Raw genomic sequence first — 24,478 nt, forward strand, 5'->3', positions numbered from 1 at the left:
CTTATCATACAGAAGCGAGGGAAGTCTCACTAGCCGCTAGACGCAGGAACCGGATAACTAAGAGGGTGTGCGGGACAGCTGAGACCCCGGAAGGCGTAGCCTGAGGAAGCTCAGCGCCCGCCCCATGGAAAGCGAACCTTTTCCCGCAGCCCTTAACGCGCACAAAAGTCTCGAAACTGAGTGATAATAGGGAGCTTATATGAAGAAAGGAGATCAGCTATGCAGGAATTGACGAACGATTATCTCGAAGAAGCCATACAAGACAGCCGTCCATTCGCTTCATCCGGGAATGTGAACATGAGCCTTCCTGAATACGACGAAACGATCAAAGATTACCTCGGAGTGACCATTATCACCACAGACGGGGAGTGCTTTTCAGCCGGTGATAATGACAAATATATTCCGATGCAGAGCACCTCGAAAATCATCGGCCTTATGCTCGCTTTACAGGATTTCGGAAAAGAGCGTGTGTTCCAAACGGTTGGCATGGAACCGATGGGGGACTTTTTCAATTCAATCAGCCAGTTGGAGTCTTACGATACGAGTAAACCTTTCAACCCAATGATCAATGCTGGAGCCATCGCTGTTTCTGCTTTGATCAAAGGACAAACCGTCGATAAACGCTTCAACCGCTATATGGATTTTTTACGTAAGGTGACGAATAATGAACAGCTTGAAATGAGTGAGGAAGTGTACGAAGCTGAAAAGGCGAACGGTGCACGGAACCGATCCCTCGCCTACTTCATGCAAAGTACCGGGACATTGGTTACTGATGTGGAAGAAGCGCTCGATCTTTACTTCCGGATGAATTCCGTCATGATGTGCTGCCACGATTTCGCCCGTGTTGGTCTGTTTTTAGCCAAAGGAGGGCTGGACCTTGAAACAGGAGAAAAGCTCATCCCCTCCCACCACTTACGCACGGTGAAAGCGATCATGATGACCTCAGGGATGTATAATTCATCCGGTCATTATGCAGTAGAAGCCGGTTTCCCTTGTAAAAGCGGGGTATCTGGAAGCATCATCGGTTCATCACCTGGTCGGATGGGGATCGGCGTCGTAGGCCCAGCCATCGATGAAAAAGGGAACAGTACGGCCGGAGGCGCCTTGATCAAAAAGCTCTCCCAGGATCTTGAACTCAACATGTTCGGTGTTGAGAACACAGAAAGGAAGTATGAAGATGGCGTTTGATTATGACCTCGATTTTGATAACACTGATTTTCGCAAAAATCCCGAGAAGTACCGGGTTGGACGCGGAGAACAAGGCGTATTGCTCGTAGAACCTTACAAAAGTGAAATCCTGCCCCACTGGCGCTTCAAGACACCTGAGATCGCTAGGGAATCATCAGAAAAAATCTATCAAATGTTCCTCGACTATAAAGACGCGGATGACTTTGTGGGTATGGATATGGCGCGGAAGTTCCTGCAGATGGGCTACACCCGTTCGCGAAGATACGCTAATTATAAGGGTGGGGAGAAGTACGACGATAACGGTGAGGTGAATGATCGTGACATCAACCAGGAGAAAGCAGAATCCGCAAAGATTTTCGAAAAGAAATGGATTCTGGCTAGGGAAGACGAAGAATATTTGAAGAAAAAGAAAGCCCATCAAAAAGAATACGGATAAAACGTTGACAATTTTGTTGGTTGAACGTAGGATATCATTAACCCGAGTAAACAAATCGGATTAATAATACGAGAGGTGTACGCGTGAAAACATACCCACTTCTAATTAACCTGCTGTTCATGATGATCTCTTGGTCCTTCGGGGTTTATTTCCTATCTGTCATTTACACCCCAACGATTATCATCCCCCTCTTCAATGACTTCATCTGGATTCGCGACTACCAAGGACTTCTCGGCTTGACGGCTATTTTTACCGTCCTGACCATTCCCTTGGTGGCCTTCCTATATATAAAACGCGGGCAAATGAAGAAAAAGACAACCTGGTACGGGATGAATGCAGTCACACATTTGCTCTGGATCGGTACGCTGGCTCTACAAGTCAAAACGGTTCTCTACAATTTAGGAATCTGTCATTAATTGACAGGATTTCCACCTTCTCTGTTGAACCATTCTGTATAGAGGAGGAATAGACTTGGATTTTCAAACCTTTTATGAAGAGTACAAACGTAGAGCCAGCCAACATGATTTGGTTTACTTAAAAAAAGTGACATCTCGAAACCTCGAAGCAAGAGAGATCCGCCACGGCGAATTGGTCGATTATTCTTATGAAGAGTCGATTGAAGGATGGCATCAAGCTTTCGAACATTTCAAAGATCAAAATATGGACTGGATCTACACCGACCATTCTGTGACCCAACTCAATGAAAACACACAGCTTGCCGCCTTCTGGGTTTCGATCCGGTTAAACGGAGAAATCCTGGGGACATCCAACCTCTTTTTTGATACGTTCGAAAAACGGGATGGAGAATGGCAGCTTGTCCGCTGCTACATCGAAGCTGGAGTACAGAATCCATCCATCTAAGCCTGCTTTTCAAAAGGAGGCTTTTTTCTCAATCCAAAAAAATTTCCACAAAATTCTTCCAGCATATTGTCAAAACATTCTGAGTAGTGTAGAGTAATCAGCAATTAGAAAAAAATACAATTGAATCTCTTATCAAGAGAGGCAGAGGGACTGGCCCGACGAAGCCTCAGCAACCACTGGTTTGACCAGAAAGGTGCTAACTCCAGCAAGTTGTTTTACCAACTTGGAAGATAAGAAGAAGAACCGTACCCACAAAAGTCTTCTTCTTCAAGAAGGCTTTTTTTATTTTCATTTTAGATGTTGCTGATTCGTTATTAAAGAATATGGCAGGATTCTTGAAGACTTGATTTCGAGATGTGCACGGGTTCGTTGCTTTGTTGAGCGTCAGGGGTGGCTGGGAAGCAACTCGCTTTCCTGTGGGGGAGCGCCGAGCTTCCTCGGACTACGTCCTGCGGGATCTCGCCTGTCTCCTTCTCCCACGGGAGTCTCGCAGCTTCCCAACAACCCCATTCGATACATGGGATAAACGAACCCACAAGCCCGAGTGGAGCGTTCTCCGTAAACATTGCTCTATTGTTGAAAAGTGCTCTATAACAGTGAAAAAACAAATAACTGCCAATGTTGAAAGTTGAATCCACCAACTTTCTTTACGCTATAGCTTCTTATTCCGGCAGTAGTTTCGAGACACTTATATTGTAAAGGGGCGGAGGGAAACGGTGAGACTCCTATGGGACGTGTGGGACAGGTACAGACACCAAAGAGCGAAGCTCGAGGAGGCTCACCGCCCGCCCCATGGAAAGCGAATCTTTTCCCGGAGCCCCTAAATTCCAACAAACATTTCGAAACTAAGTTTTAAAGAAAAGGGCGCTTATGCGGGATTGGTAAAGGATTTTATTTAAACCATTAATTTACAAAGGATGTGTTGTTATGTGTCCGCATACGGATACGAAATTCGTTCAGACCGGAAACCAGCGGAGTGAACCTACAGGGGCGATCAACCCTCCTGTTTATTTTTCCACCCCATACCGCCACCCTGGTTTAGGGGAGTCAACTGGGTTCGATTATACGCGAACCGGTAACCCCACACGTCAGATTTTGGAGTCATCGATCGCTGATATCGAAGGTGGTGATGCAGGATTTGCGTTCAGCTCCGGGATGGCTGCTATCCAAACCGCCCTATCCCTTTTTAAAAAAGGCGATGAAATCATCGTCTCTGAAGACTTATACGGCGGGACGTTCCGCTTGTTTGAACACATGGAAGAGCGCTACGACCTCCGCTTTCATTACTGTGACAGCAACAACCTTGATCGAATCCATGACTACATCAACGAACGGACGAAAGCCATCTATGTGGAAACGCCTACGAATCCACTGATGCATACGGCAGACATCAAACAAATTTCAACGATCGCGAAAGCACACGACCTTCTGCTGCTTGTCGATAACACGCTGTACACTCCGGTGTTGCAACAGCCGATTGCCGAGGGCGCAGATGTAGTCATCCATAGTGCTACGAAATATTTGGCCGGACATAATGATGTTCTTGCCGGCATCCTTGTGAGTAAAGGAAAAGCCGTAAGTGAGAAGCTTGCTTTTCATCAAAATACATCCGGAGCTGTTCTCTCTCCTTTCGATTCATGGCTTGTGATGCGCGGGATGAAGACCCTCCCCCTTCGGATGCGCCAGCATGAAGCGAATGCAAAATCTGTGGTTGCCTTCTTGGAGGACCACCCGCACGTGGCGGATATATTTTACCCGGGCAAAGGCGGCATGGTTTCGTTCAGACTACAATCCGAAGATTGGGTCGATCCATTCTTGCGGAACTTGAACTTGATCAGTTTTGCCGAGAGCCTCGGGGGTGTGGAGAGCTTTATCACCTACCCCGCGACCCAGACTCACGCCGATATTCCTGAAGAAACCAGGATCAGCTACGGGGTCTGTAACCGCCTGCTCCGTTTCTCTGTCGGTGTCGAACATATCGATGACTTGATTCAAGATCTTGACTATACCCTCACCCAACTACCAAAGGAGGAATCTATACGATGACCGATCATTCTTTGCAGACCCGGTTGTTGCACAGTGACTATAAATTCGATCCGCACACAGGAGCCGTTAGTGTTCCGATCCAACAGGCATCCACCTTCCATCAACAGGATTTCGACAATCCAGGGGTCTATGATTACAGCCGCTCCGGTAACCCCACCCGAAAAGCACTGGAAGATACCATTGCGGGACTGGAGAGTGGAACTCACGGCTTTGCTTTCGCCTCTGGAATGGCTGCGATTTCTACGGCCTTCATGCTTTTATCCAAAGGCGACCATGTGGTTATCACCCAGGATGTTTACGGGGGGACTTTTCGTATGATTCACGATGTTCTCGTCAGATTTGGAATCGATCACACATTTGTTGATATGACGGACCTCCATGCGGTAGCAACTGCGATCCAGCCGAATACGAAACTTTTATATATCGAGACACCTTCCAATCCGACGCTTGAAATTACAGATATTCGTGCTGTAGCAAAGTTAGCGAAAGCGAACGATTGTTGGACTTTTGTCGATAACACGTTCATGACACCTGCCCTTCAGCGTCCGCTCGAACTTGGTGCGGACCTTGTCCTGCACAGTGCGACGAAATTTATCGCCGGTCACAGCGATGTGGTCGCAGGTCTTGCCGCTACCAAAGATGAAAAACTCGCAGAGCAGCTGGGATTTTTACAAAATTCATTCGGATCCATTCTCGGCGCACACGATTGTTGGCTCGTGCTTCGCGGCTTGAAAACCCTGCATTGCCGAATGACGCAATCTTCAGCTTCTGCGGTCAAGATCGCAGAAAATTTAAGCGCTCATCCACTCGTGGAGCAGGTCTACTATCCGGGCTTCCGTTTTCATCCGGGAAGCTCGACGCAAACGTACCAGGCACAGGGATCCGGAGCGGTATTGTCCTTCCGTTTACGAGATGAAGAAGCGGTAAGACAGTTTACGAAACATGTGGAACTCCCTGTGTATGCCGTGAGTCTCGGAGCAGTAGAATCGATCCTGTCCTACCCCGCCCGCATGTCTCATGCCTCCATGCCAAAAGAAGAGCGCGAAAAGCGCGGCATCACAGATGGATTGCTACGCTTATCGGTCGGCCTTGAAAATCCGGACGACTTAATCAAAGATTTTCATCAGGCATTAGGAAAAACCGAATCCGAAGCATTCTTACAAACAGGAGGTTGAACGATGGATTTACGCGAAGCTTTACAAAACCGGACACTGATCGGGGACGGAGCTATGGGAACCCTCCTCTACTCCTATGGCATCGATCGATGTTTTGAAGAACTGAACCTCTCCCACTCCGAAGAGGTATTGAACGTCCACCGCGCTTACGTGAACGCCGGTGCCGATGTCATTCAAACGAACACCTATGGCGCGAATTATATAAAACTGGAACGCTACGGCCTTCAGGACCAGGTGAAAGAAATCAATACAGCTGCCGTAAAGCTTGCCAAACAAGCGGCGGGAGAGAATCAATATGTCGTCGGAACAATCGGAGGCGTCCGCGGAGCCCGTAAACAAGCGATATCAACAGAAGAGATCAAACGCAGCTTCAGGGAGCAATTGTACTGTCTTCTTTTTGAAAAAGTCGACGGCCTCCTGCTTGAAACCTTTTATGATTTAGAAGAGCTGACGACCGTTTTGAAGATTGCGAGAAAAGAAACAGACCTGCCAATCATTGCTCAAGTATCCATGCATGAGGCAGGCGTATTGCAAGACGGCACCCCTCTTCCGGACGCGTTGAAACAGTTGGAGGGGTTAGGAGCTGATGTTGTCGGTGTCAATTGCCGGTTGGGACCTTATCACACGATACAATCATTAGAGGACGTTCCACTTCCTGAACAAGCGGTCTTGTCAGCTTATCCGAATGCCAGTTTACCAGCCTACCAGGATGGTAGACTCGTCTATCCGACAGATCCGGCGTATTTTCAAAAAAGTGCCCAGTCGCTCTTTGATCAAGGGGCACGCCTGATCGGTGGCTGTTGCGGCACTACCCCTGAGCACATAGAAGCGATTGCCGCTCGAGTGAAAGGCAAGCAGCCGATTCAAGATAAAGTCGTCCCGATCAAAGCAAGAACCGAAGTGCGTGTTTCCGAGACGAAAGATGATCGCCCCCATCTACACGAGAAAGCCAAAAAGGGGCGTTCCATCATCGTTGAACTTGATCCGCCGAAAAAGCTGAAGACGGAGCGCTTTTTAGAAGGTGCCAAAGCCTTGCACGAAGCAGGTGTGGATTCGGTCACCCTTGCAGATAATTCCCTTGCTTCCCCGAGAATCAGCAACACGGCGATGGCCTCGATCATCAAACAACAATACGGTGTCGACCCCCTCGTTCACATCGCTTGCCGTGATCGTAACTTACTAGGGTTGCAATCCCACCTAATGGGGCTTCACGCCCTCGGCATCCGTCAGCTGCTTGCCGTAACAGGCGATCCGACGAAAATCGGGGATTTCCCTGGTGCCACATCGGTGTATGACTTGAACTCTTTTGATTTAATCCATTACATCAAGCAAATGAACAAGGGAATTTCGTTTTCCGGAAAGAATTTAGGAGAAAGCACCTCCTTCTCAGTAGCCGCTGCATTCAACCCGAATGTACGCAACTTGAACCGCGCGGTTGGACGACTGGAAAAGAAAATGAAATACGGAGCCGACTACTTCATCAGTCAGCCCGTGTTCAATGAAGAGCAGATCATCGAAGTCTATGAAGCGACCAAACATATCGATGCACCAATTTATATCGGAATCATGCCGCTGACAAGCGCGCGGAACGCTGAATTTTTACACAACGAAGTACCTGGAATCACGCTTGCTCCTGAGGTTCTTGAAAAAATGGAGCTTGCCGGTTCAGACAAAGAACAAGCACAGGCAGAAGGTCTCAGCATCTCGAAATCTCTCATTGATACAGCCCTCGACCTGTTCAACGGCATCTACTTAATCACACCATTTTTACGCTATGAAATGACCGTTGAATTAACGAACTATATTAAACAGCAAACGGCAGAACGAGAAAGGAAGATTTCCAATGGCATCCACATTGTTTAACGAACAGCTCAACCAACGCATTCTCATTCTCGATGGCGCCATGGGGACGATGCTGCAGGAAGCCGACCTCTCCCCCGACGATTTCGGTGGAGAAGAATACGACGGCTGTAACGAATACTTGAATCTGACCTACCCTGACCTCTTAGACCGGATCCATTCCCGCTATCTTGAAGCAGGTGCGGACATTATTGAAACGAACACCTTCGGGGCGACCGACCTCGTCCTTGACGAATATGATCTTGGACACCTGGCTGAAGAAATCAATATCGAAGCCGCAAAAATTGCTAAAAAAGCCGCTGCCCGCTTCCATACATCGGACCGCCCACGCTTCGTCGCTGGTGCCATGGGTCCGACAACGAAAACTCTTTCTGTAACCGGCGGGACGACATTTGAAGCATTAGCTCATGCCTATGAAGAACAAGCACGAGGGCTCATCAAAGGCGGTGTCGACCTCCTTTTATTAGAGACATCCCAGGATATGCTCAACGTAAAAGCCGCTTTTCTCGGTATTACACGTGCCAAAGAAGAACTGGGAAAAGATCTGCCCCTCATTGTTTCCGGTACGATTGAACCGATGGGGACGACACTCGCCGGTCAAAGCATCGAAGCTTTTTATCTTTCGCTTGAACATATGAAACCAATCGTTGTCGGCCTCAATTGTGCGACAGGACCTGAGTTCATGCGTGATCACTTACGTTCGTTATCTGATCTCGCGACATCCGCTGTCAGCTGTTACCCAAACGCAGGCCTTCCAGATGAAGAAGGTAATTATCACGAAACACCAGAATCACTGGCTGCCAAAGTAGCTGGTTTTGCTGAAAAAGGCTGGCTGAATGTCGTCGGTGGCTGCTGTGGTACAACACCGGATCATATCCGTGCCATTGCAGAAGCGGTAGAAGGTTTCAAGCCGAGAGAAGCACCTTCCGGCCATGCCCACGCCGTTTCCGGTATCGAACCATTGATTTACGATGACCCCGGCGATCGCCCGATTCTCGTCGGGGAGCGTACGAATGTCATCGGTTCACGGAAATTCAAGCGCTTGATTGCAGAAGGCAGCTTTGAAGAAGCTTCTGAAATCGCGCGTGCCCAAGTAAAAAAAGGAGCGCAGGTCATCGACATCTGCCTCGCCGACCCGGACCGGGATGAGATTGAAGACATGGAAGCTTTTATGAAGCAGGTCGTCAACAAAGTCAAAGTACCACTCGTCATCGACTCGACCGACGTGGATGTCATTGAAAAAGCACTCACCTACTCTCAAGGAAAAGTCATCATCAACTCCATCAATTTAGAAGACGGCGAAGAACGCTTTAAAGAAGTTCTACCTCTTGCCAAACAATATGGAGCCGCTCTTGTCGTCGGAACAATCGATGAAGAAGGGATGGCCGTAACGGCGGAAAGAAAACTTGAAATCGCCAAGCGGTCTCACGATATTCTCGTAAAAGAGTACAACATCAACTCACAGGATATTATTTTCGACCCGCTCGTCTTCCCTGTCGGCACGGGTGATGAGCAATACATCGGTTCAGCAGAAGCTACCATTGATGGAATCCGGCTCATCAAGGAGCACCTGCCGCTCTGCCAAACGGTGCTTGGAGTCAGCAATGTTTCTTTCGGCCTCCCGCCGGTCGGCCGCGAAGTGTTGAACGCGGTTTATTTGTACCATTGCACAAAAGCGGGGCTCGACTACGCTATCGTCAACACCGAAAAGCTTGAGCGCTATGCCTCCATCGATCAGGAAGAAATCGACTTGGCGGATGAGCTGCTTTTCAAAACGGATGATAAAACACTCGCTTCTTTCACTGCTTTTTACAGGGGTAAGAAAAAAGAAACCAAAGTGCCGACATCGACGATGACTCTCGCTGAGCGCCTCGCTCATTACGTGGTAGAAGGAACGAAAGAAGGCTTGCTGCCTGACTTGGAGCAGGCACTGTCAGAATACGATGCTCCACTCGCCATCATTAACGGGCCCTTGATGGACGGCATGGCCGAAGTCGGCCGCCTTTTCAACGACAACCAGCTGATCGTAGCAGAAGTTTTACAGAGCGCGGAGGTCATGAAGGCATCCGTCGCTTACTTGGAACCTCATATGGAAGCAGACGATTCCTCGAACAAAAAAGGGAAAGTCCTACTCGCTACTGTAAAAGGCGATGTTCACGACATAGGCAAAAACCTCGTGGAGATCATTTTAAGCAACAACGGCTTTGAAGTCGTCGACTTGGGCATCAAAGTGACGCCTGCTGAACTGATCCAGCAGATTAAAAAAGAACAGCCGACAATTGTTGGACTATCCGGATTGCTCGTAAAATCCGCCCAACAGATGGTGCTGACCGCCCAGGACTTGAAACAGCAGGACATTTCGCTGCCGATCCTCGTCGGTGGAGCTGCGTTGTCACGGAAGTTTACTCATACGAAGATCTCACCAGAGTATGATGGCCCTGTCCTGTATGCGAAAGATGCGATGGATGGCCTTTCGATTTCCAACCAGCTCAGCAACGATGAGCAGCGGGGTCAATTTTTACAAGAACAGGAAGAAAAGAAAGCAGCTGCCCTTACCCGTGCGGCGAGCGCCGCTCCCAGGGACCGTGGCGGGACGGCGGTGGCTGTGAAACCGAAATCTACGGTGTCCACAATGGTGCCCGTATTCAAACCGCATGATTTCGATAAGCACATCATCCGGAATCACCCGGTCGCCCATATAGAACCGTATATCAATATGCAGATGCTGATCGGGCACCACCTCGGTTTGAAAGGAAAATTCGATAAACTGCTCGCGGAAGGAAACGAGAAAGCGGTTCACCTAAAAAACGTCGTGGATGGCTTGCTCACACACGCGAAAATGGAAGGATGGATTCAGCCTTCCGCCATGTACCGTTTCTTCCCTGCCCAGTCCGACGGCGATGATGTGCTCATTTATGATCCACGAGATCATCAGACAGTAGTTGAGCGGTTCACCTTCCCCCGCCAAAACAAAGAGCCGTTTCTATGTCTTGCGGACTACTTGCGTTCTGTCGAAAGTGGCGAAATGGATTATGTCGGGTTCTTTGCGGTTACAGCCGGAAAAGGCATCCGGAAACGGGCGGTGGAACTGAAGGAGCAGGGACAATACTTAGAAAGCCATGCGCTGCAGGCCCTTGCTCTCGAGACAGCGGAAGGTCTCGCCGAACAGGTCCACCAGAAGATCCGCGACAAATGGGGCTTCCCTGACCCGACGGACTTCACGATGCAGGAACGCTTTTCTGCTAAGTATCAAGGCCAGCGCTACTCCTTCGGTTACCCGGCCTGCCCTGAGCTTGAGGATCAGAAGAAATTGTTCCAGCTCATCCGTCCGGAAGAAATCGGTATCGAGCTGACGGAAGAATGCATGATGGAGCCGGAAGCGTCGGTTACAGCGATGGTTTTCGCTCATCCGGAAGCGCGTTATTTTAATGTAATGTGAGGGTTCAGCGTGGGGCTCTAGGGTTATCAGTGACTTATGAGCATTTATCAATGGGTTTTGGTCATTTATCAGTGGGTTGGCTGCTTTTATCGGTGGCTTTTAGTCATTTATCGGCGGGTTGGATGCTTTTATCAGTATCCCCTTGGAAACTTACTAGCGACTTCGCGCATTTTATTAGCATCTGAACATTTCGCCGCCCCCATCTATAGAAAAACGCCCAACGACAGCATCAGCTGCGTTCGGCGTTTTTCTTATTTATGCTTATAAATGACGGTGCTGTACACTTGTGATTTCGCTTTCGGATCCAGATGCTTGGCGGCACTGTTCACCGCTGCCATCGCTTCATTGAACCCAGAAGCAATAAGCATCGTTTTCGCTGGATATACAGCGGCGTCACCAGCAACAAAAACCCCTTCCATGCTCGCACACATATCTGTCGAAACAGGGATTCTTCCTTTGTCCGTTTCCAGTCCCCATTCGTCATATAAGCTCTTATCAATCTGCAAGCCTTCATACACGAGGATATGATCGACCTCGAGCACTGATCCGTCTTGAAGAAGCGCTTCTTTCAACTCTTCTCCGCCTCGCAGCTCTTCAATCTTCTTATTTTTATGGATGTGAACGGAAGAGGCCTCCACCTTCTCGACGTCCTGTTCATACACCGCTTTGAATTCATCGCCACGATTCAAAAGGTGGACCTCGTCTGCAACCCCTTCAAGAGCGAGCGACCAGTCAATGCCGACACGGTTTTGCGAAACGACCGCAACGTTCTGCCCGCGATACTGTTCAAGGTTTTGGATGGTGTAGTGAATCTGCTTTCCGTCATAATGCTCGCTGCCTTTCACATCAAGCGGCTGCATGTCGAACGTGCCGAGGCCAGAAGCTACAATCACCGTCTTCGTATGATGCGTTTGACCATCATCTGTTTCCAACAATATGGTTCCATCTTCCTTTTCTTCAAAAGATGTCACTTTCACACCCGTCACAAAATCAGGATCGACCATCTCCGCCTGTTCTTTGACATTCGTGACCAGGTCTTCACCCGTAATGCCCGGGAATCCGCCAACGTCATAGATTTTCTTTTCCGGATAGAAAAAGGAAACCTTGCCCCCGACCTGTGGCTGGTACTCGATCACTTTTGTCTTAAAATCTCTCATTCCACTATAAAAAGCAGCATATAAACCTGTCGTACCTCCACCAATTACTGTTATATCGTACAACTCTTCCATGGACGTGAACTCCTTTTTCTATTGGGTTTTCATAAGCAAATAGACAAAATACGGGGTACTGACAATCGACACGACGATCCCCACAGGAATCTCTGCAGGAGCGATGATATTTTTTCCAATCGTATCCGCTACGACTAAAAATATGGCTCCGATCAGTGCAGCGGCGGGAATCATCCGTTGATGTCCGGGCCCGACAATTCTGCGGGCGATATGCGGGGCAACAAGGCCAAGAAAAGCGATTCCTCCCCCTGCAGCCACAGATAAACCAGCAAGACCGACAGCAAGCAGTAAAAACGTCCGACGCGCTTTTTCCACTGGAATGCCGAGTCCCATCGACATCGCATCTCCTAAATTCATGACGTTCAGCGTTCGAGATTTATAGATTGTCCAACCGATCATCAAGAGGATGGGCGGCACAATGACAAACACAAGATTCCAATTGCCCATCCACAAATCCCCTGCTAACCAGACGAGCGCCTGATTGAAATCCTGTGGGTTCATTTTCACTTGAAAAATGATAAGTATGGCGCTGAAACCAGCATTCACACCGATTCCGACAAGGATGAGGCGAATTGGGTTGACTCCTTTTTTCCAAGCCAGCGCATACACAAGAAAAGCCGCAATGAACGCACCGATGAGGGCAAACAATGGCAAAATGTAAATGCCGAAACCGGTCACCATCGACATCGACTGTTGGAAAAAGAAAATATATAAAATGACAGCAAATCCTGCACCTGTATTAATTCCGAGAATGCCCGGGTCGGCAAGGTCGTTTTGCGTCACTCCTTGAAGAATCGCTCCAGACACGGCAAGGCCTGCGCCTACAAATAAGGCAAGGACCATGGATGGAAGCCTGAAATTGAAAAGCACCAATTCCTGGCGGTCGGTCCCTTGTCCGATGAATGTTTTCAGAACATCCAGAGGAGCAATTTTAACGACACCCATATTCAAACTGATGAGGACCATGAAGCTTAGGAAAAGAAACAGCACAGCCATCACGAAAGAAAAACGTGTCTTTTTCATAAGGCCCCCCTCCCTTCACCACGAGCAAGGTAAAGAAAGAATGGGACACCAATGCAAGCCGTAATCGCTCCGACCGGTGTTTCGTAAGGAGCGTTGACGAGCCTCGCTCCTATATCTGACAGCACAAGCAGCAAACTGCCGAGCACCGCAGAGACGGGGATGATCAGCCGGTAATCGGACCCTACGAAAAAACGCGACACGTGAGGGATAACAAGGCCGATAAATCCAACCGTTCCCGCTACAGAAACAGCCGCTCCAGTTAAAACGAAAACAACGATGACGCCGAGGGCTTTAACAAGGAATGTGTTTTGACCAAGGCCTTTGGAAACCTCATCACCGAGACTCAGAATCGTGACGGATTTAGAAATCAAAGCAGCCAGGGTCAATCCAATCGCTCCCGCAACGAGCAAGATCTGCACAGATATCCAGTCCGTTGCAGCTAGTCCACCGGCATACCAGAAGCTCATTTGTTTTGCCACCTGAAAGTGTAAAGAAATGGCCGAGGACAGTGAACTCAGCATGCCGCCAATGGCGACACCAGCAAGAGCTAACTTTGCCGGTGTGAGACCACCTTTAGAAAAGGACCCTACCGCAAAAACGAGGATCACCCCGAGTCCTGCCCCAATAAAAGCAGCTGCTGTCATTCCGATGTTACTGACGGCAGGGAAAAAGACGATCGTCAAAATTAAGGCAAACGCCGCCCCATGCGTAACCCCCATAATGGACGGGGAAGCAAGAGGGTTTCTCGTCAGCCCCTGCATGACCGCACCGGAAACAGCTAAAAACGCACCGACAAGGGCACCCGCTAAAGCCCGTGGCATGCGTAGCTCACGAATGACGGCATGGTTCGTAGACTCTGGGGAAAAAGCGACAAGCGAATTCCAAACCGTGTAGATGGAGATTTCAGTTACCCCGACAGAAATCGATAAGGCCATCGCGACAGCTAATAAGATCATGCCGCCTGTAAAAAGAACGGCCGCACGCCGTACTTTTCTCGTTACTTCATTCAACTCTTTGTTTGCTTCTCTCGTTCGTTCTTCCACTGCCAGCGACCCTCTCTACCTATGTATCTACTATAATGAATTGACACATTCAATGATAATGATTATCATTATCTTATCACATATTTCTTAGGAGGAACAAACAAATGTCGAAAAAAGTAACCCTTTACATAACCGGTTTACTGCTTCTCGTCCTATTAGCGACAGGGTGCAGCAGTGACGGTGAAGATACATCATCCGCAAATGGCGAGTCTGATGAAGCCACGAGCGAAGAAAACAGCGAGGAAACAAGCGAACGTAAACTTACACATGCGATGGGTGAGATTACACTAAAAGAAAAGCCTGAGCGCATTCTTGCTCCTTATCTAGAAGATTCACTCGTGGCTTTAGGTGAAAAGCCTGTTGCTCAGTGGTCCATTGGTGAGACGGTCCTGAATTATTTGCAGCCACAGCTTGAAGGCGTACCGAAAATTGGCTGGGATCTGCCAATTGAACAAGCCATTGAACAAAACCCTGACCTCATTATCTTCAGTGCTCCTACCGCTTTGCAAAACGGAAGCTATGAAGACTATTCCAGCATCGCCAAAACGTATGTCTTTGATGAAGAAACAGGTGCCGATTGGCGGAAACAGCTGACAACGATGGGCGAAATCCTGAACAAACAGGACAAAGCGGAACAAGTGCTGTCTGATTTTAACCAAAAAGTAGAAGAAGCATCTGCGACAATCAAAGAAAACATCGGCGATGAATCCGTCGCGTTCGTCTGGACGATGGGCGAGCAGTTCTATGTGTTTGATGAAAACCGTTATGGCGCAGACATTTTCTACAATGAGATGGGAATTGCTAAACCGGAATTCCTGCAAAGTCTTCCGGAAGAAGGCGAACAATGGAACCCTGTTGCCCTTGAAAAACTTGGGGAATTGGATGCTGATCACGTATTCCTCATCGGAAACGAAGGCGAGCCGGGATTCGAAATCCTTGAAAACAGCTCCGTATGGCAGAACACTCCTGCTGCTCAAAACGGCCAGGTGTACGAGGTGAACGACCCGAGTCACTGGACGATTGACGGTGTCATCGCCCATGAAATGAGTATCGATCAAATGGTAGACACGTTAAGTAAATAGAACGTAAAGATTCGCGCAAACTTCGTAAAGTTTGCGCGTTTTTTATTGTTTTTCTTTCTACAATATCGTATATTGATATCGAAATTCGATAAAGGAGGTGCTTCCCGTGCTGAGAGACTTTTTCTTAGGATCGATTAAAATCCACATTCTCTATCACGCAAGCATTGAACCAATCTATGGAGCGTTCCTCATGGAAGAGCTGGCTTCCCACGGCTATGACATCAGTCCAGGGACCCTTTATCCTACACTGAAACAGCTCCACAAAGACGAATTGCTTGAGAAATACGAAGAAAAAGTGGAAGGAAAGATCAGAAAATATTACGTCATTACGGATAAAGGCAGGCAAGTGCTTGCTGAAGGAAGAGAACAAGTCCGTGAACTGGCGGAAGAAATTTTAGGAAAAGATTGGAGGAATATCGATAATGAGTAAGCCAAAAGGTTCTCTCTTGGAAATTTTCAAAGCATCAACGAAGCTTGGATTAACATCGTTCGGTGGTCCAGTTGCCCACCTCGCTTACTTTAAGGATGAGTACATCGACAGAAGAAAATGGCTCGATGACAAAACGTATGCGGACATCATCGCCCTCTGTCAATTTCTACCCGGACCTGCAAGCAGTCAAGTCGGAATTGCGATTGGTATGCTTCGTGGCGGATTGCTCGGCGGCATCATCTCATGGATCGGTTTTACAGTACCATCGATCATTGTTCTCGTTCTTTTTGCACTGTTATACCAATCGTTTGACCTCGCAGATGCGAACTTCATTCACAGCTTGAAGGTCGTAGCAGCTGCTGTCGTTCTGCACGCCTTGATTGGCCTTGGGAAAAAACTGACCCCTGACCGTCCGCGGATTGCCATAGCGTTAGTGTCCGCCCTTATCTTACTCCTATATCCATCTGCCTGGATGCAGCTATTGATCATTCTCGCTGCTGGATTATTCGGTTGGAAAATGTTCTCAAGCATGGTTGAATCTAAGATCCAGCCATTCCCTGTGACGTTTTCCAAAAAGGTCGGTGTCGCATCTCTTGGCGTACTTGTTGCCCTGCTTGCCTTTTTACCGATTCTTGCAAGAAACACCGAAAGCATGCTGATTCAACTCTTCGATACGTTCTTCCGTGTCGGTTCCCTCGTATTTGGCGGCGGGCATGTCGTCTTGCCGATGCTTGAACGTGAAGTGGTGCCGACTGGATGGCTGACGGCGAATGAATTCCTTGCTGGTTATGGAATGGCGCAGGCGGTTCCGGGTCCATTGTTCACCTTCTCTAGTTACCTTGGGACGATGATTGAAGGCATTGGAGGCGCCCTTGTAGCAACTGCAGGCATCTTCCTGCCATCCTTCTTGTTTTTAATGGCGGCTCTCCCATTTTTGAATGAATTGAGAAAGCGTCCAGCCTTCCAGGGTGTCCTTACAGGAGTGAACGCAAGTGTTGTTGGCATTCTTCTTGCAGCTTTTTATGACCCTGTGCTGAAAAGTTCGATTATGGAGGGAGCAGACTTTGCACTTGCTGCCATTCTTTTCGCTCTTTTACACTTCTTCAAAGTCCCAGCCTGGGCGATCGTATTGATTGGTGTCGGTGCCGGCGCTATTTTGAATTTATTGTAAGAAAACAGGCGCAAAAGTCCCCTTTTGTGCCTGTTTCTTTGTTTTTTTGTAAAAGTTACGCTTCAAATGCAGGAAGTTCGTTATAATAGTCGAACTTTATCAAAATATGACAACTATGGAGGTTTTTCAATGGCTGAAGAACAAACTAGATATTCTCGTCTCGCTCAAATCACACAGCTCATCAATACCGAGCATGATTTACGCGATGTATTAGAACACGTGGTCACAGCCATATCTGAAGAAATCATGCGGTGCGATTCTGTCGGCATTTACCTGCCTCGTGAGGATGGTACCTATCAAGGCTATGTCGGAAAACCGGCCTTGATCAATGGAATGACCCTTGATATGCACATCGTGGACCCGGAATATGACCTCCTCGCTAAAGAGGTCATCGAAACAAGAAAAACCATTTACATACCGGATACATCCAAAGATGACCGTCCCGATCAACGGGCCATTCAGGCGTTTAAAATCAATTCTCTGCTCGTCGCCCCGATTTCATATGAAGATGAACTCTACGGCCTCGTGTTTTTATTTGATTATGGGACACCGATGAATTTGACAGAATCGGAAATCGAATCCGTGAAAGCTTACGTCAACATGGCCGCTGTAGCGATCAGAAATGCAAACAACCTGACACGTAAAGAGAAATTGATCAGCGAAAAACAACTGCTGCTCAATGTCACACGTGATCTTTCCTTATGTTCCTCTTTACAAGAAGCGCTGGACAAATGCTTCTATTATCTTGGAGAAGTCCTGGACAATCCGAATATCGGCGCCCATTTCATAGACCCCATTGCAGAACACAAGCTGAAGCCTGCGAGTCTTAGTAAAGAAAGTGAGTGGACAGAAGAAGACTGGAAAGAAACCCATCAGAAAGCTCAGTTCAACCATAGAGAGGATCCGATATTCCAGGAAGTCACCCATACAAAGACATCCATTCTGATCCCGGACGTTTTTGAGGACCCTCGGACGAATAAGGAAATATGCGAACGGTTCGGGATGAAAGGCTTATATATGATCCCCCTCGTCTCCCTCGGTGAAGTGCTTGGTGCGATTGCGGTCGTGAACCTTAAAGAACCCGGACATGTTTACACTGACTCTGCCTGCCAATTGGCTGAATCGATCGTGGATACAACAGCCCCTGTCCTTTTCAACCTGTTGTATATGGAGAAACAGGAAATGATCATTCAAGACCGTACCTCAGAACTGATTCAGAAGAATGACGAGCTTGAAGAAGCCATTTCTGAACTGACTCAGATCAGCCGTGATAAGGACCTTATTTTGAATTCAGCAGGAGAAGGTATTTTCGGAATCGATTTGGATGGCCATATCACCTTCGCTAACCCTTCAGCAACACAATTATTAGGTTATGAGAATGAAAAGGAGATCATAGGTGCTCCTTATTCTCAAATCTTTGATGATCAACAAACGTTTTTGGAACATTACGAGCAAAAAGTTGACCATACGGACAAGGATCATTTCTTTTATAAAAAGTCCGGGGAGAACTTCCCCGTGGAGTATGTCATCACTCCTAAACTAGAAAACAATCTCACCATCGGGTATGTTGTCACTTTCAAAGATGTAACTTCGAGGAAGCAAATGGAAGAAAAAATAAAATACCATGCTTATTATGACAGTGTTACAAACGTGCCAAACCGGGTGCTGTTCCAAGACAGACTGAACCAGGCCCTTCAATATGCAGAACTGACGGATAAACCTTTAGCTATTCTTTTCCTCGATCTTGATCGATTTAAGAAAATCAATGATACCTTTGGACATAGTTTTGGAGACAAGGTCTTGCTGAATGTGGCAGAGCGCCTGCAAAAAGCTGTGCCTAACGGAGCGACTGTCTCGAGACAAGGCGGAGACGAGTTCATCATCCTCCTGCCGACGATTGACCGGGAAGAAGGAGCCGTGAAATGTGCGAAAAGGATCCTTGAAGCCTTCAATGATTCTTTTGTAATCGGGGATCAGGAGATTTCCATCAAAACAAGTATCGGCATCAGTCTTTTCCCAGAAAACGGGGATACCGTCGAGACGTTGATTAAACATGCGGATGTCGCTATGTACAAAGCGAAAGACCTGTCTGGCAATCAATATCAGCTGTTTTCACCGGAAATTGAGAGTCGCACGTTCGAACAAATCCAGCTTGAGAATGATCTTTTCAAGGCATTACAAAGAAATGATGAATTTGAACTGTATTACCAGCCTAAATTCGATGTACGTACAGAAAAGCTCATTGGTATGGAATCACTGATCCGGTGGAATCATCCACAGCTTGGCACTCTACCTCCCGGCCATTTCATTCCTCTCGCAGAGGAAACCGGTCTCATTACAAACCTTGGAGAATGGGTCATACGAGCAGCGTGTCAGCAAATGAATAAATGGGTGTCCTCTGGATATACAGACTTGACCGTATCCGCTAATTTATCTCCTCAACAATTCAATCAACAGAACCTTGTGCTTACGGTGGCTGACATATTAGAAGAAACCGGCCTCCCCGCTAAGCACCTTGAACTTGAACTAACGGAGAATTTAATCATCCATAATACGAATCACACATTAAAAACAATCGGGCGATTGAAAGAACTCGGTGTCCAAATTTCCATTGACGATTTTGGTACGGGGTATTCTTCCCTTGGCTATTTAAAAGATTTCCCTGTCGATACTTTAAAAATCGACAAATCCTTTATTAACGACGTCACAACAAATCGGAACAATGCGGCAATTACAAAAACCATCATCACCCTTGCTGACAGCCTGCAGCTCAACGTGATCGCAGAAGGGGTTGAACGAGCAGATCAGGCCGCTTTCCTTGCAGAGCACGGTTGTCATTGGATCCAGGGGTTTTATTACAGTCATCCGTTACAAGCGGAAACATTTGAAGATCATTTTTTAAAATCATTCATAAAAAGGGGATAAGGCTATGAAATCTGTTCGTGCTGTGTTGGATTACTTGGTTGCTGGTGAGGTATCTTATATTTTCGGAATACCGGCAGGATCTGTGAATGCTTTCTTTGATGAACTTTACGATACTCCTTCGATCACACCAATTGTTACCAAACATGAAGGGGCCGCGTCTTATATGGCAGCTGCTTATGCAAAGTATTCGGACTCCCTCGGTGTATGTATTGGAAGCAGCGGCCCTGGAGGAACAAACCTTGTGACAGGGGCAGCGAATGCCATGCGTGAACACCTCCCTGTACTATTTTTAACAGGAGCGGTTCCTGTAGACACTGTCGGTTTGAACGCTTCTCAAGAGTTACATGCCGACCCGCTCTACCACTCTGTCACGAAATACAGTCAGAGAGTCGACCGTGCAGAAGACCTGCTTCCCGAAATTCACAAAGCCGTGGAGATCGCTATGACAGGAGTCCCCGGTCCCGTCCACATCGCCATGCCGATTGATGTTCAATTGACAGACATTCTGGAACCAGCCATTCCGACGTTCCCCCAACGAACGCCATTGCTTCCAACGGATGAGGTGGTCTTAGAAACAGCCAAAATGCTCGCATCAAGTGAAAGTGGCTTCCTATTCGTAGGACAAGGGATTCGTGGGGCAGTAGATGATGTTCTTGAACTTGCCGAAACATTGAACTGGCCGATTGTCACAAGTCCTCAAGCCAAAGGGTTCATTCCCGACCATCACCCTTTGAAGAGAGGAATCTTCGGTTTTGCCGGACATGAAGAAGCTTCTGACCTGATCAATCATGGAAGTGAAGAAACCGTACTTGTGCTTGGCTCAAGTCTTGGGGAAACAGCCACAAACAATTGGAACCCAAATATTACGAAGAACCGGACACTTATTCAAGTCGATTATGACGCGACCGTTTTCAACAGGAAATATCCCGTGGACCATCCGCTTCATGGAGACATCGATGTAACGGTTTCCTCTTTAATCACAGCATTGAACGGGTTAGGTGTTAAACGGGCACCCTTCCCGGCTAAGGATTCTGCCGTTCCAGATGTGACCGAAGAGTTCAACTCACAAAACGTCTTATGGTCCTTGCAGGAAAAGCTTCCTGCCGATACTCGTTTCACAATCGACATCGGTGAATTTATGGCTTACGTCGTCCACTACATGGGTGTGAAAAGTGAAGATTCCTTTGATATCAATGTCCACTTCGGAGCGATGGGAAGCGGAATCGGAAGTGCCATTGGAGCAAAACTTGCTGACCCAGAACGTCCAACCGTAAGCATTACGGGGGACGGCTGTTTCTTCATGCACGGCATGGAACTTCTGACAGCGAAAGAATACGACATCCCTGTTTTATTTATCGTCATGAATAACTCCAGACTCGGCATGGTCCATCATGGGCATACGCTTCAATACAAACGCGCACATGAGCGCTTTGGACAGGAAGAAGTAAATATCTCCCAGATGGCTGCATCCCTCGGCGTGCCAAATGCGCGTATTGAATCCATGGAAGATCTCAATGATGAGAACTTATCAGCCATTCTAAACGCAGAAGGTCCAGCTGTCTTAGAGGTATCTCTCGTTGATGATAACGTCCCTCCTATGGGCGACCGCGTGAAATTCCTATCTTCGTTCGGAAAATAAATGTGACTGATGAACGAACTTTATGGAAAAGCATTGAAACTTCATGCCACCCTCTTTATGATAAAACTATCAATATGAAGAGGGTGTGCCTTTTTATGAAAAAATCATTATTCCTTATCCTTACGCTTTTGATCGGTACCGCCCTTGCCGGGTGCTCTTCCGAATCCGAAGAGGAAGCCCATATCGAACACGTCAATGGCGACATTAGAGAAGAGACAGCATCTGTGACGACACTTCCATCATTCATGGATGAAAAACCGCAGGAAATGCACGACATCTATATGGCTGCCGCCCAGAGTAAAGAATTGCTGGAGAACATCCCTTGCTACTGCGGATGCGGCGAGAGTGTAGGGCATCGGGACAATTATGACTGCTTTGTAAACAAAACCAATGAAGATGGCAGCATCGTTTGGGACGATCACGGCACAAAATGCGGCGTTTGTATGGAGATTGCCGCCCAATCGATCATCGATTATCAGGATGGTAAATCAATAAAAGAGATTCGCGAAAAGATTGATTCTACGTACGAAAACGGCTACGCTGAACCAACACCAACACCAGCTTTATAATCTAAAAAAGACCAGAATACTCTGGTCTTTTTTCAATTCCTCTATGATTCATTTAAAATCCCATATTACTTATTTTCCATAACAGCAAAATACTGATCTTCATTGTCTGCAAAGTTAAATACCCTGCCCGTCGGCATATGAACAATTTCTCCTACGGTCACTTTTCTGTTTAACAAATCACGATGAAGCTGCTCAAAATGATCCGTGAAAAACATTAAGGAAGGTGGATCAAGGTTGAGGTCTGGAGACATTTTTGCAACCACTTCTTTATTGTGAAGAACAATGGTTGTTTCCACTCCCTCGTCTGGAGCAACCTCAATCCATCTCATTCCTTCCCCGTTATTTTCTTCAGAAATTACTACGAACCCTAATTTCTCTGTCCAAAAATTTACGGCTTCATCCTGGTCGTTCACATACAACATAATTTGACCTACTTTACTAAGCACCATTCTTCACTCCCTGACAGTGATACTTAACTATTCGCTAGTTGGAGTGGGAATCCCTCTTATTATAGAAGCCTCTAAACGATGTCTCCCGCAATCTTGCCATTTTGCAGAAAAACTTTTAGCAGACCGGTTTTATGTAAAGAAGAATAGCCTGATCGCCATGGCAATGACGGCGACGATAAGGAACCTTTGGATCCACTTGTCCCCATGCTTGACCGCAAATTTGCTGCCTAAAAAAGCACCGAGGCTCGTACCGATGGCCAGCGTAATTCCATACCCCCAATGAATTTGATCATTGACGACGAAAACCACCAAGGCCGACAATGTATAAACGGCAACGACAAAAACTTTGATGCTATTAATCTTCACTAAAGACATGCCAGTCACTAAGGTCAGCGCTGCTATGATCACAAAGCCTACACCTGCTTGGATGAACCCTCCATAGATGCCTATAAAAAAGAAGATAAGAACCAAACCTATCTTTTTCATCCGGGAGTTCTGGCCGCTTGCCGCGGACAGGTTTTTGTGAGGTTTCCATATCATGATCACTAAAACCACAATCATGACAATGGATAGAATACGATTGAATAGATCATCCGGGATATTCACCGCAATTTGTGCACCAACGATCGAACCGATGAGAGCCGGTATAGCTAATAGGAGACTGAATTTGCCATCAAAATAGCCGTCTTTACGATAAGAGGCGATAGCGACAATATTCTGTGCCATCAACGCAATTCGGTTGGTACCATTGGCTACGGCGGAAGGCAGCCCGAAGAAAATGAGTATAGGCAGTGTTAAAAGAGACCCTCCACCTGCGATGACGTTAATAAAGCCTGCTCCAATCCCTACCCCTAAAATAGCGAGAAAAGATAGAATGGTCACGATCTCCCCTCCTTTCTATTTAATTTAATCTGGTGCGCCTGCACGATCTATATATTCTGCTACTTCATCCAAGTTCGTCGTCTTCAACACAATTCCTTCTCGATTTAAAATGAAATAGGTCGGGAAACGAACAATTTCTTCTCCATGCGCTTGTATAGGGGCTTCTTTTTTCACTTGAACGTCCACCTGAGTAAGATCGATCGCTTCATTCCCTTGCATTTTGGCTACAAGATCATACATCCGTTCATATTCTGGATCCGACTCTCCTTCAGTCGGCACTTCCTCCACAAAGGCCTGAAAGTGGATGTCCCCTTCCCTCTCAGGTAATGGCAGGGACTGTTGTTTATTTGTACACCCCGTTAATATGAACAGTAAAATGATCAAACACCAAAGATACGTATTTCTCAAATCATTCACCTCCTTCTTTCTATCTCCTCATACAAAAAAATATAACATCCACCGTTAAAAAAAGCAGAACCTCCGATTTGAGGTCCTGCTTTTGAACTATGCCGTAGAGTAATGGTGTATTACTTCTCCCAGTTTCCCTTTCATGGCCTGCCTTGCCCGGTGAAGGCGTGATTTAACGGCCGCTTGTGTGATATGAAGCGTTTGGGCGATTTCCTTTTCTTGCAGTTGTTTATCGTAACTTAATTGAAACACCGCACGAAGCTTAGGGGACAATGTGCTGATCCGCTTCTTGATATCTTCTTCAAGATGACGGCATTCACATATATGTTCGACATCAGATGCAGCATTCTCGTAGAAAGGTTGAGGTACCGGCATTTCCTCTATCGGCAAAAGGACCGCCTTCTTTTCTTTGCGCAGAAGGTCAATCGCTTTCCGGTGGGCGATGGTGGAAAGCCATGCTCCCACCTTCCCTTCTTCACGGACTTCATCGAGTTTATTGTACGCTTTTATAAAGGTTTCTTGAAGGATATCCTCGGCTGAACTAGGGTTCTTTGTCACTTTTAAAGCTGTGTAATAGACACGATGATAATATTGTTCATACATCTCACAAAAGTCCATCTTCC

General features: G+C 47.2%; 21 protein-coding genes and 1 riboswitch. Of the genes, 14 read left to right on the forward strand and 7 right to left on the reverse strand.

The features are described 5' to 3' along the window. The first annotated feature begins 219 nt into the window (after positions 1-219). From glsA to metH, 8 genes are all read left to right on the forward strand, one after another. Positions 220-1,188: a glutaminase A gene (glsA, locus tag BLS23_RS12375; RefSeq protein WP_089652864.1), complete on the forward strand. Its 969-nt coding sequence runs from the start codon at positions 220-222 to the stop codon at positions 1,186-1,188. Continuing rightward, positions 1,178-1,624, forward strand: coding sequence for a DUF4385 domain-containing protein (locus tag BLS23_RS12380; RefSeq protein WP_089652865.1), 447 nt, complete (start codon positions 1,178-1,180; stop codon positions 1,622-1,624). Before glsA ends, BLS23_RS12380 begins: the two co-directional genes overlap by 11 nt. Before the next feature lie 83 nt (positions 1,625-1,707). Continuing rightward, positions 1,708-2,040: a hypothetical protein gene (locus tag BLS23_RS12385; protein ID WP_089652866.1), complete on the forward strand. Its 333-nt coding sequence runs from the start codon at positions 1,708-1,710 to the stop codon at positions 2,038-2,040. Positions 2,041-2,095: 55 nt separating this feature from the next. After that, a complete protein-coding gene (locus BLS23_RS12390) occupies positions 2,096-2,485 on the forward strand; it encodes a hypothetical protein (protein ID WP_089652867.1) in 390 nt (129 codons plus the stop codon). 126 nt (positions 2,486-2,611) lie between these two features. Beyond that, a riboswitch (SAM riboswitch) is annotated at positions 2,612-2,722 on the forward strand. 690 nt (positions 2,723-3,412) lie between these two features. Continuing rightward, positions 3,413-4,531 carry a methionine biosynthesis PLP-dependent protein gene (locus tag BLS23_RS12395; protein WP_089652868.1) on the forward strand — a complete coding sequence of 373 codons (1,119 nt, stop codon included), beginning with the start codon at positions 3,413-3,415 and terminating at the stop codon, positions 4,529-4,531. Further along, positions 4,528-5,706 (forward strand): cystathionine beta-lyase, encoded by a 1,179-nt coding sequence (metC, locus tag BLS23_RS12400; protein WP_089652869.1) that lies wholly within the window; start codon positions 4,528-4,530, stop codon positions 5,704-5,706. The genes BLS23_RS12395 and metC overlap by 4 nt, the downstream gene beginning before the upstream one ends. Before the next feature lie 3 nt (positions 5,707-5,709). Then, positions 5,710-7,569, forward strand: a complete 1,860-nt coding sequence (locus BLS23_RS12405; RefSeq protein ID WP_089652870.1) for a bifunctional homocysteine S-methyltransferase/methylenetetrahydrofolate reductase — start codon at positions 5,710-5,712, stop codon at positions 7,567-7,569. Continuing rightward, positions 7,550-11,005: a methionine synthase gene (gene metH / locus BLS23_RS12410; RefSeq protein ID WP_089652871.1), complete on the forward strand. Its 3,456-nt coding sequence runs from the start codon at positions 7,550-7,552 to the stop codon at positions 11,003-11,005. The genes BLS23_RS12405 and metH overlap by 20 nt, the downstream gene beginning before the upstream one ends. Before the next feature lie 251 nt (positions 11,006-11,256). Here the strand turns inward: metH and BLS23_RS12415 are convergent, their stop codons facing one another. From BLS23_RS12415 to BLS23_RS12425, 3 genes are read right to left on the reverse strand one after another with little or no spacing between them, the layout of a single operon-like run. Next, complete coding sequence (locus BLS23_RS12415; RefSeq protein ID WP_089652872.1) at positions 11,257-12,234, reverse strand: NAD(P)/FAD-dependent oxidoreductase; 978 nt, start codon at positions 12,232-12,234, stop codon at positions 11,257-11,259. Between the two features lie 18 nt (positions 12,235-12,252). Beyond that, the gene (locus BLS23_RS12420) at positions 12,253-13,257 is read right to left on the reverse strand and encodes a FecCD family ABC transporter permease (protein ID WP_089652873.1); all 1,005 of its coding nucleotides are present in this window, start codon (positions 13,255-13,257) and stop codon (positions 12,253-12,255) included. Further along, positions 13,254-14,213, reverse strand: a complete 960-nt coding sequence (locus BLS23_RS12425) for a FecCD family ABC transporter permease (protein ID WP_089652941.1) — start codon at positions 14,211-14,213, stop codon at positions 13,254-13,256. Before BLS23_RS12425 ends, BLS23_RS12420 begins: the two co-directional genes overlap by 4 nt. Positions 14,214-14,404: 191 nt before the next feature. Here BLS23_RS12425 and BLS23_RS12430 point away from each other — a divergent pair, with 191 nt between their 5' ends. From BLS23_RS12430 to BLS23_RS12455, 6 genes are all read left to right on the forward strand, one after another. Further along, positions 14,405-15,382 carry an ABC transporter substrate-binding protein gene (locus tag BLS23_RS12430; protein ID WP_089652874.1) on the forward strand — a complete coding sequence of 326 codons (978 nt, stop codon included), beginning with the start codon at positions 14,405-14,407 and terminating at the stop codon, positions 15,380-15,382. Between the two features lie 106 nt (positions 15,383-15,488). Then, entirely contained in the window at positions 15,489-15,812 is a 324-nt protein-coding gene (locus BLS23_RS12435; protein WP_244157193.1) for a PadR family transcriptional regulator, read from the forward strand. After that, entirely contained in the window at positions 15,805-16,983 is a 1,179-nt protein-coding gene (chrA, locus tag BLS23_RS12440) for a chromate efflux transporter (protein ID WP_089652876.1), read from the forward strand. Before BLS23_RS12435 ends, chrA begins: the two co-directional genes overlap by 8 nt. A 129-nt stretch (positions 16,984-17,112) precedes the next feature. Beyond that, positions 17,113-19,908 carry an EAL domain-containing protein gene (locus BLS23_RS12445; RefSeq protein ID WP_089652877.1) on the forward strand — a complete coding sequence of 932 codons (2,796 nt, stop codon included), beginning with the start codon at positions 17,113-17,115 and terminating at the stop codon, positions 19,906-19,908. 4 nt (positions 19,909-19,912) lie between these two features. Beyond that, positions 19,913-21,547 carry a thiamine pyrophosphate-binding protein gene (locus tag BLS23_RS12450; protein ID WP_089652878.1) on the forward strand — a complete coding sequence of 545 codons (1,635 nt, stop codon included), beginning with the start codon at positions 19,913-19,915 and terminating at the stop codon, positions 21,545-21,547. 95 nt (positions 21,548-21,642) lie between these two features. Then, on the forward strand, positions 21,643-22,116 hold the full coding sequence (locus tag BLS23_RS12455) for a PCYCGC motif-containing (lipo)protein (RefSeq protein ID WP_089652879.1): 474 nt from the start codon (positions 21,643-21,645) through the stop codon (positions 22,114-22,116). Between the two features lie 65 nt (positions 22,117-22,181). Here the strand turns inward: BLS23_RS12455 and BLS23_RS12460 are convergent, their stop codons facing one another. The 4 genes from BLS23_RS12460 to BLS23_RS12475 form a co-directional block, all read right to left on the reverse strand. After that, entirely contained in the window at positions 22,182-22,562 is a 381-nt protein-coding gene (locus tag BLS23_RS12460; protein ID WP_089652942.1) for a VOC family protein, read from the reverse strand. Between the two features lie 132 nt (positions 22,563-22,694). After that, on the reverse strand, positions 22,695-23,447 hold the full coding sequence (locus tag BLS23_RS12465; RefSeq protein ID WP_089652880.1) for a sulfite exporter TauE/SafE family protein: 753 nt from the start codon (positions 23,445-23,447) through the stop codon (positions 22,695-22,697). Between the two features lie 24 nt (positions 23,448-23,471). Continuing rightward, positions 23,472-23,855: a hypothetical protein gene (locus tag BLS23_RS12470; protein WP_089652881.1), complete on the reverse strand. Its 384-nt coding sequence runs from the start codon at positions 23,853-23,855 to the stop codon at positions 23,472-23,474. Positions 23,856-23,951: 96 nt separating this feature from the next. Further along, positions 23,952-24,473 (reverse strand): RNA polymerase sigma factor, encoded by a 522-nt coding sequence (locus BLS23_RS12475; protein WP_089652882.1) that lies wholly within the window; start codon positions 24,471-24,473, stop codon positions 23,952-23,954. Between the last annotated feature and the right edge of the window lie 5 nt (positions 24,474-24,478).

Source organism: Halobacillus aidingensis, from assembly GCF_900104185.1.
GTDB lineage: Bacteria > Bacillota > Bacilli > Bacillales > Halobacillaceae > Halobacillus > Halobacillus aidingensis.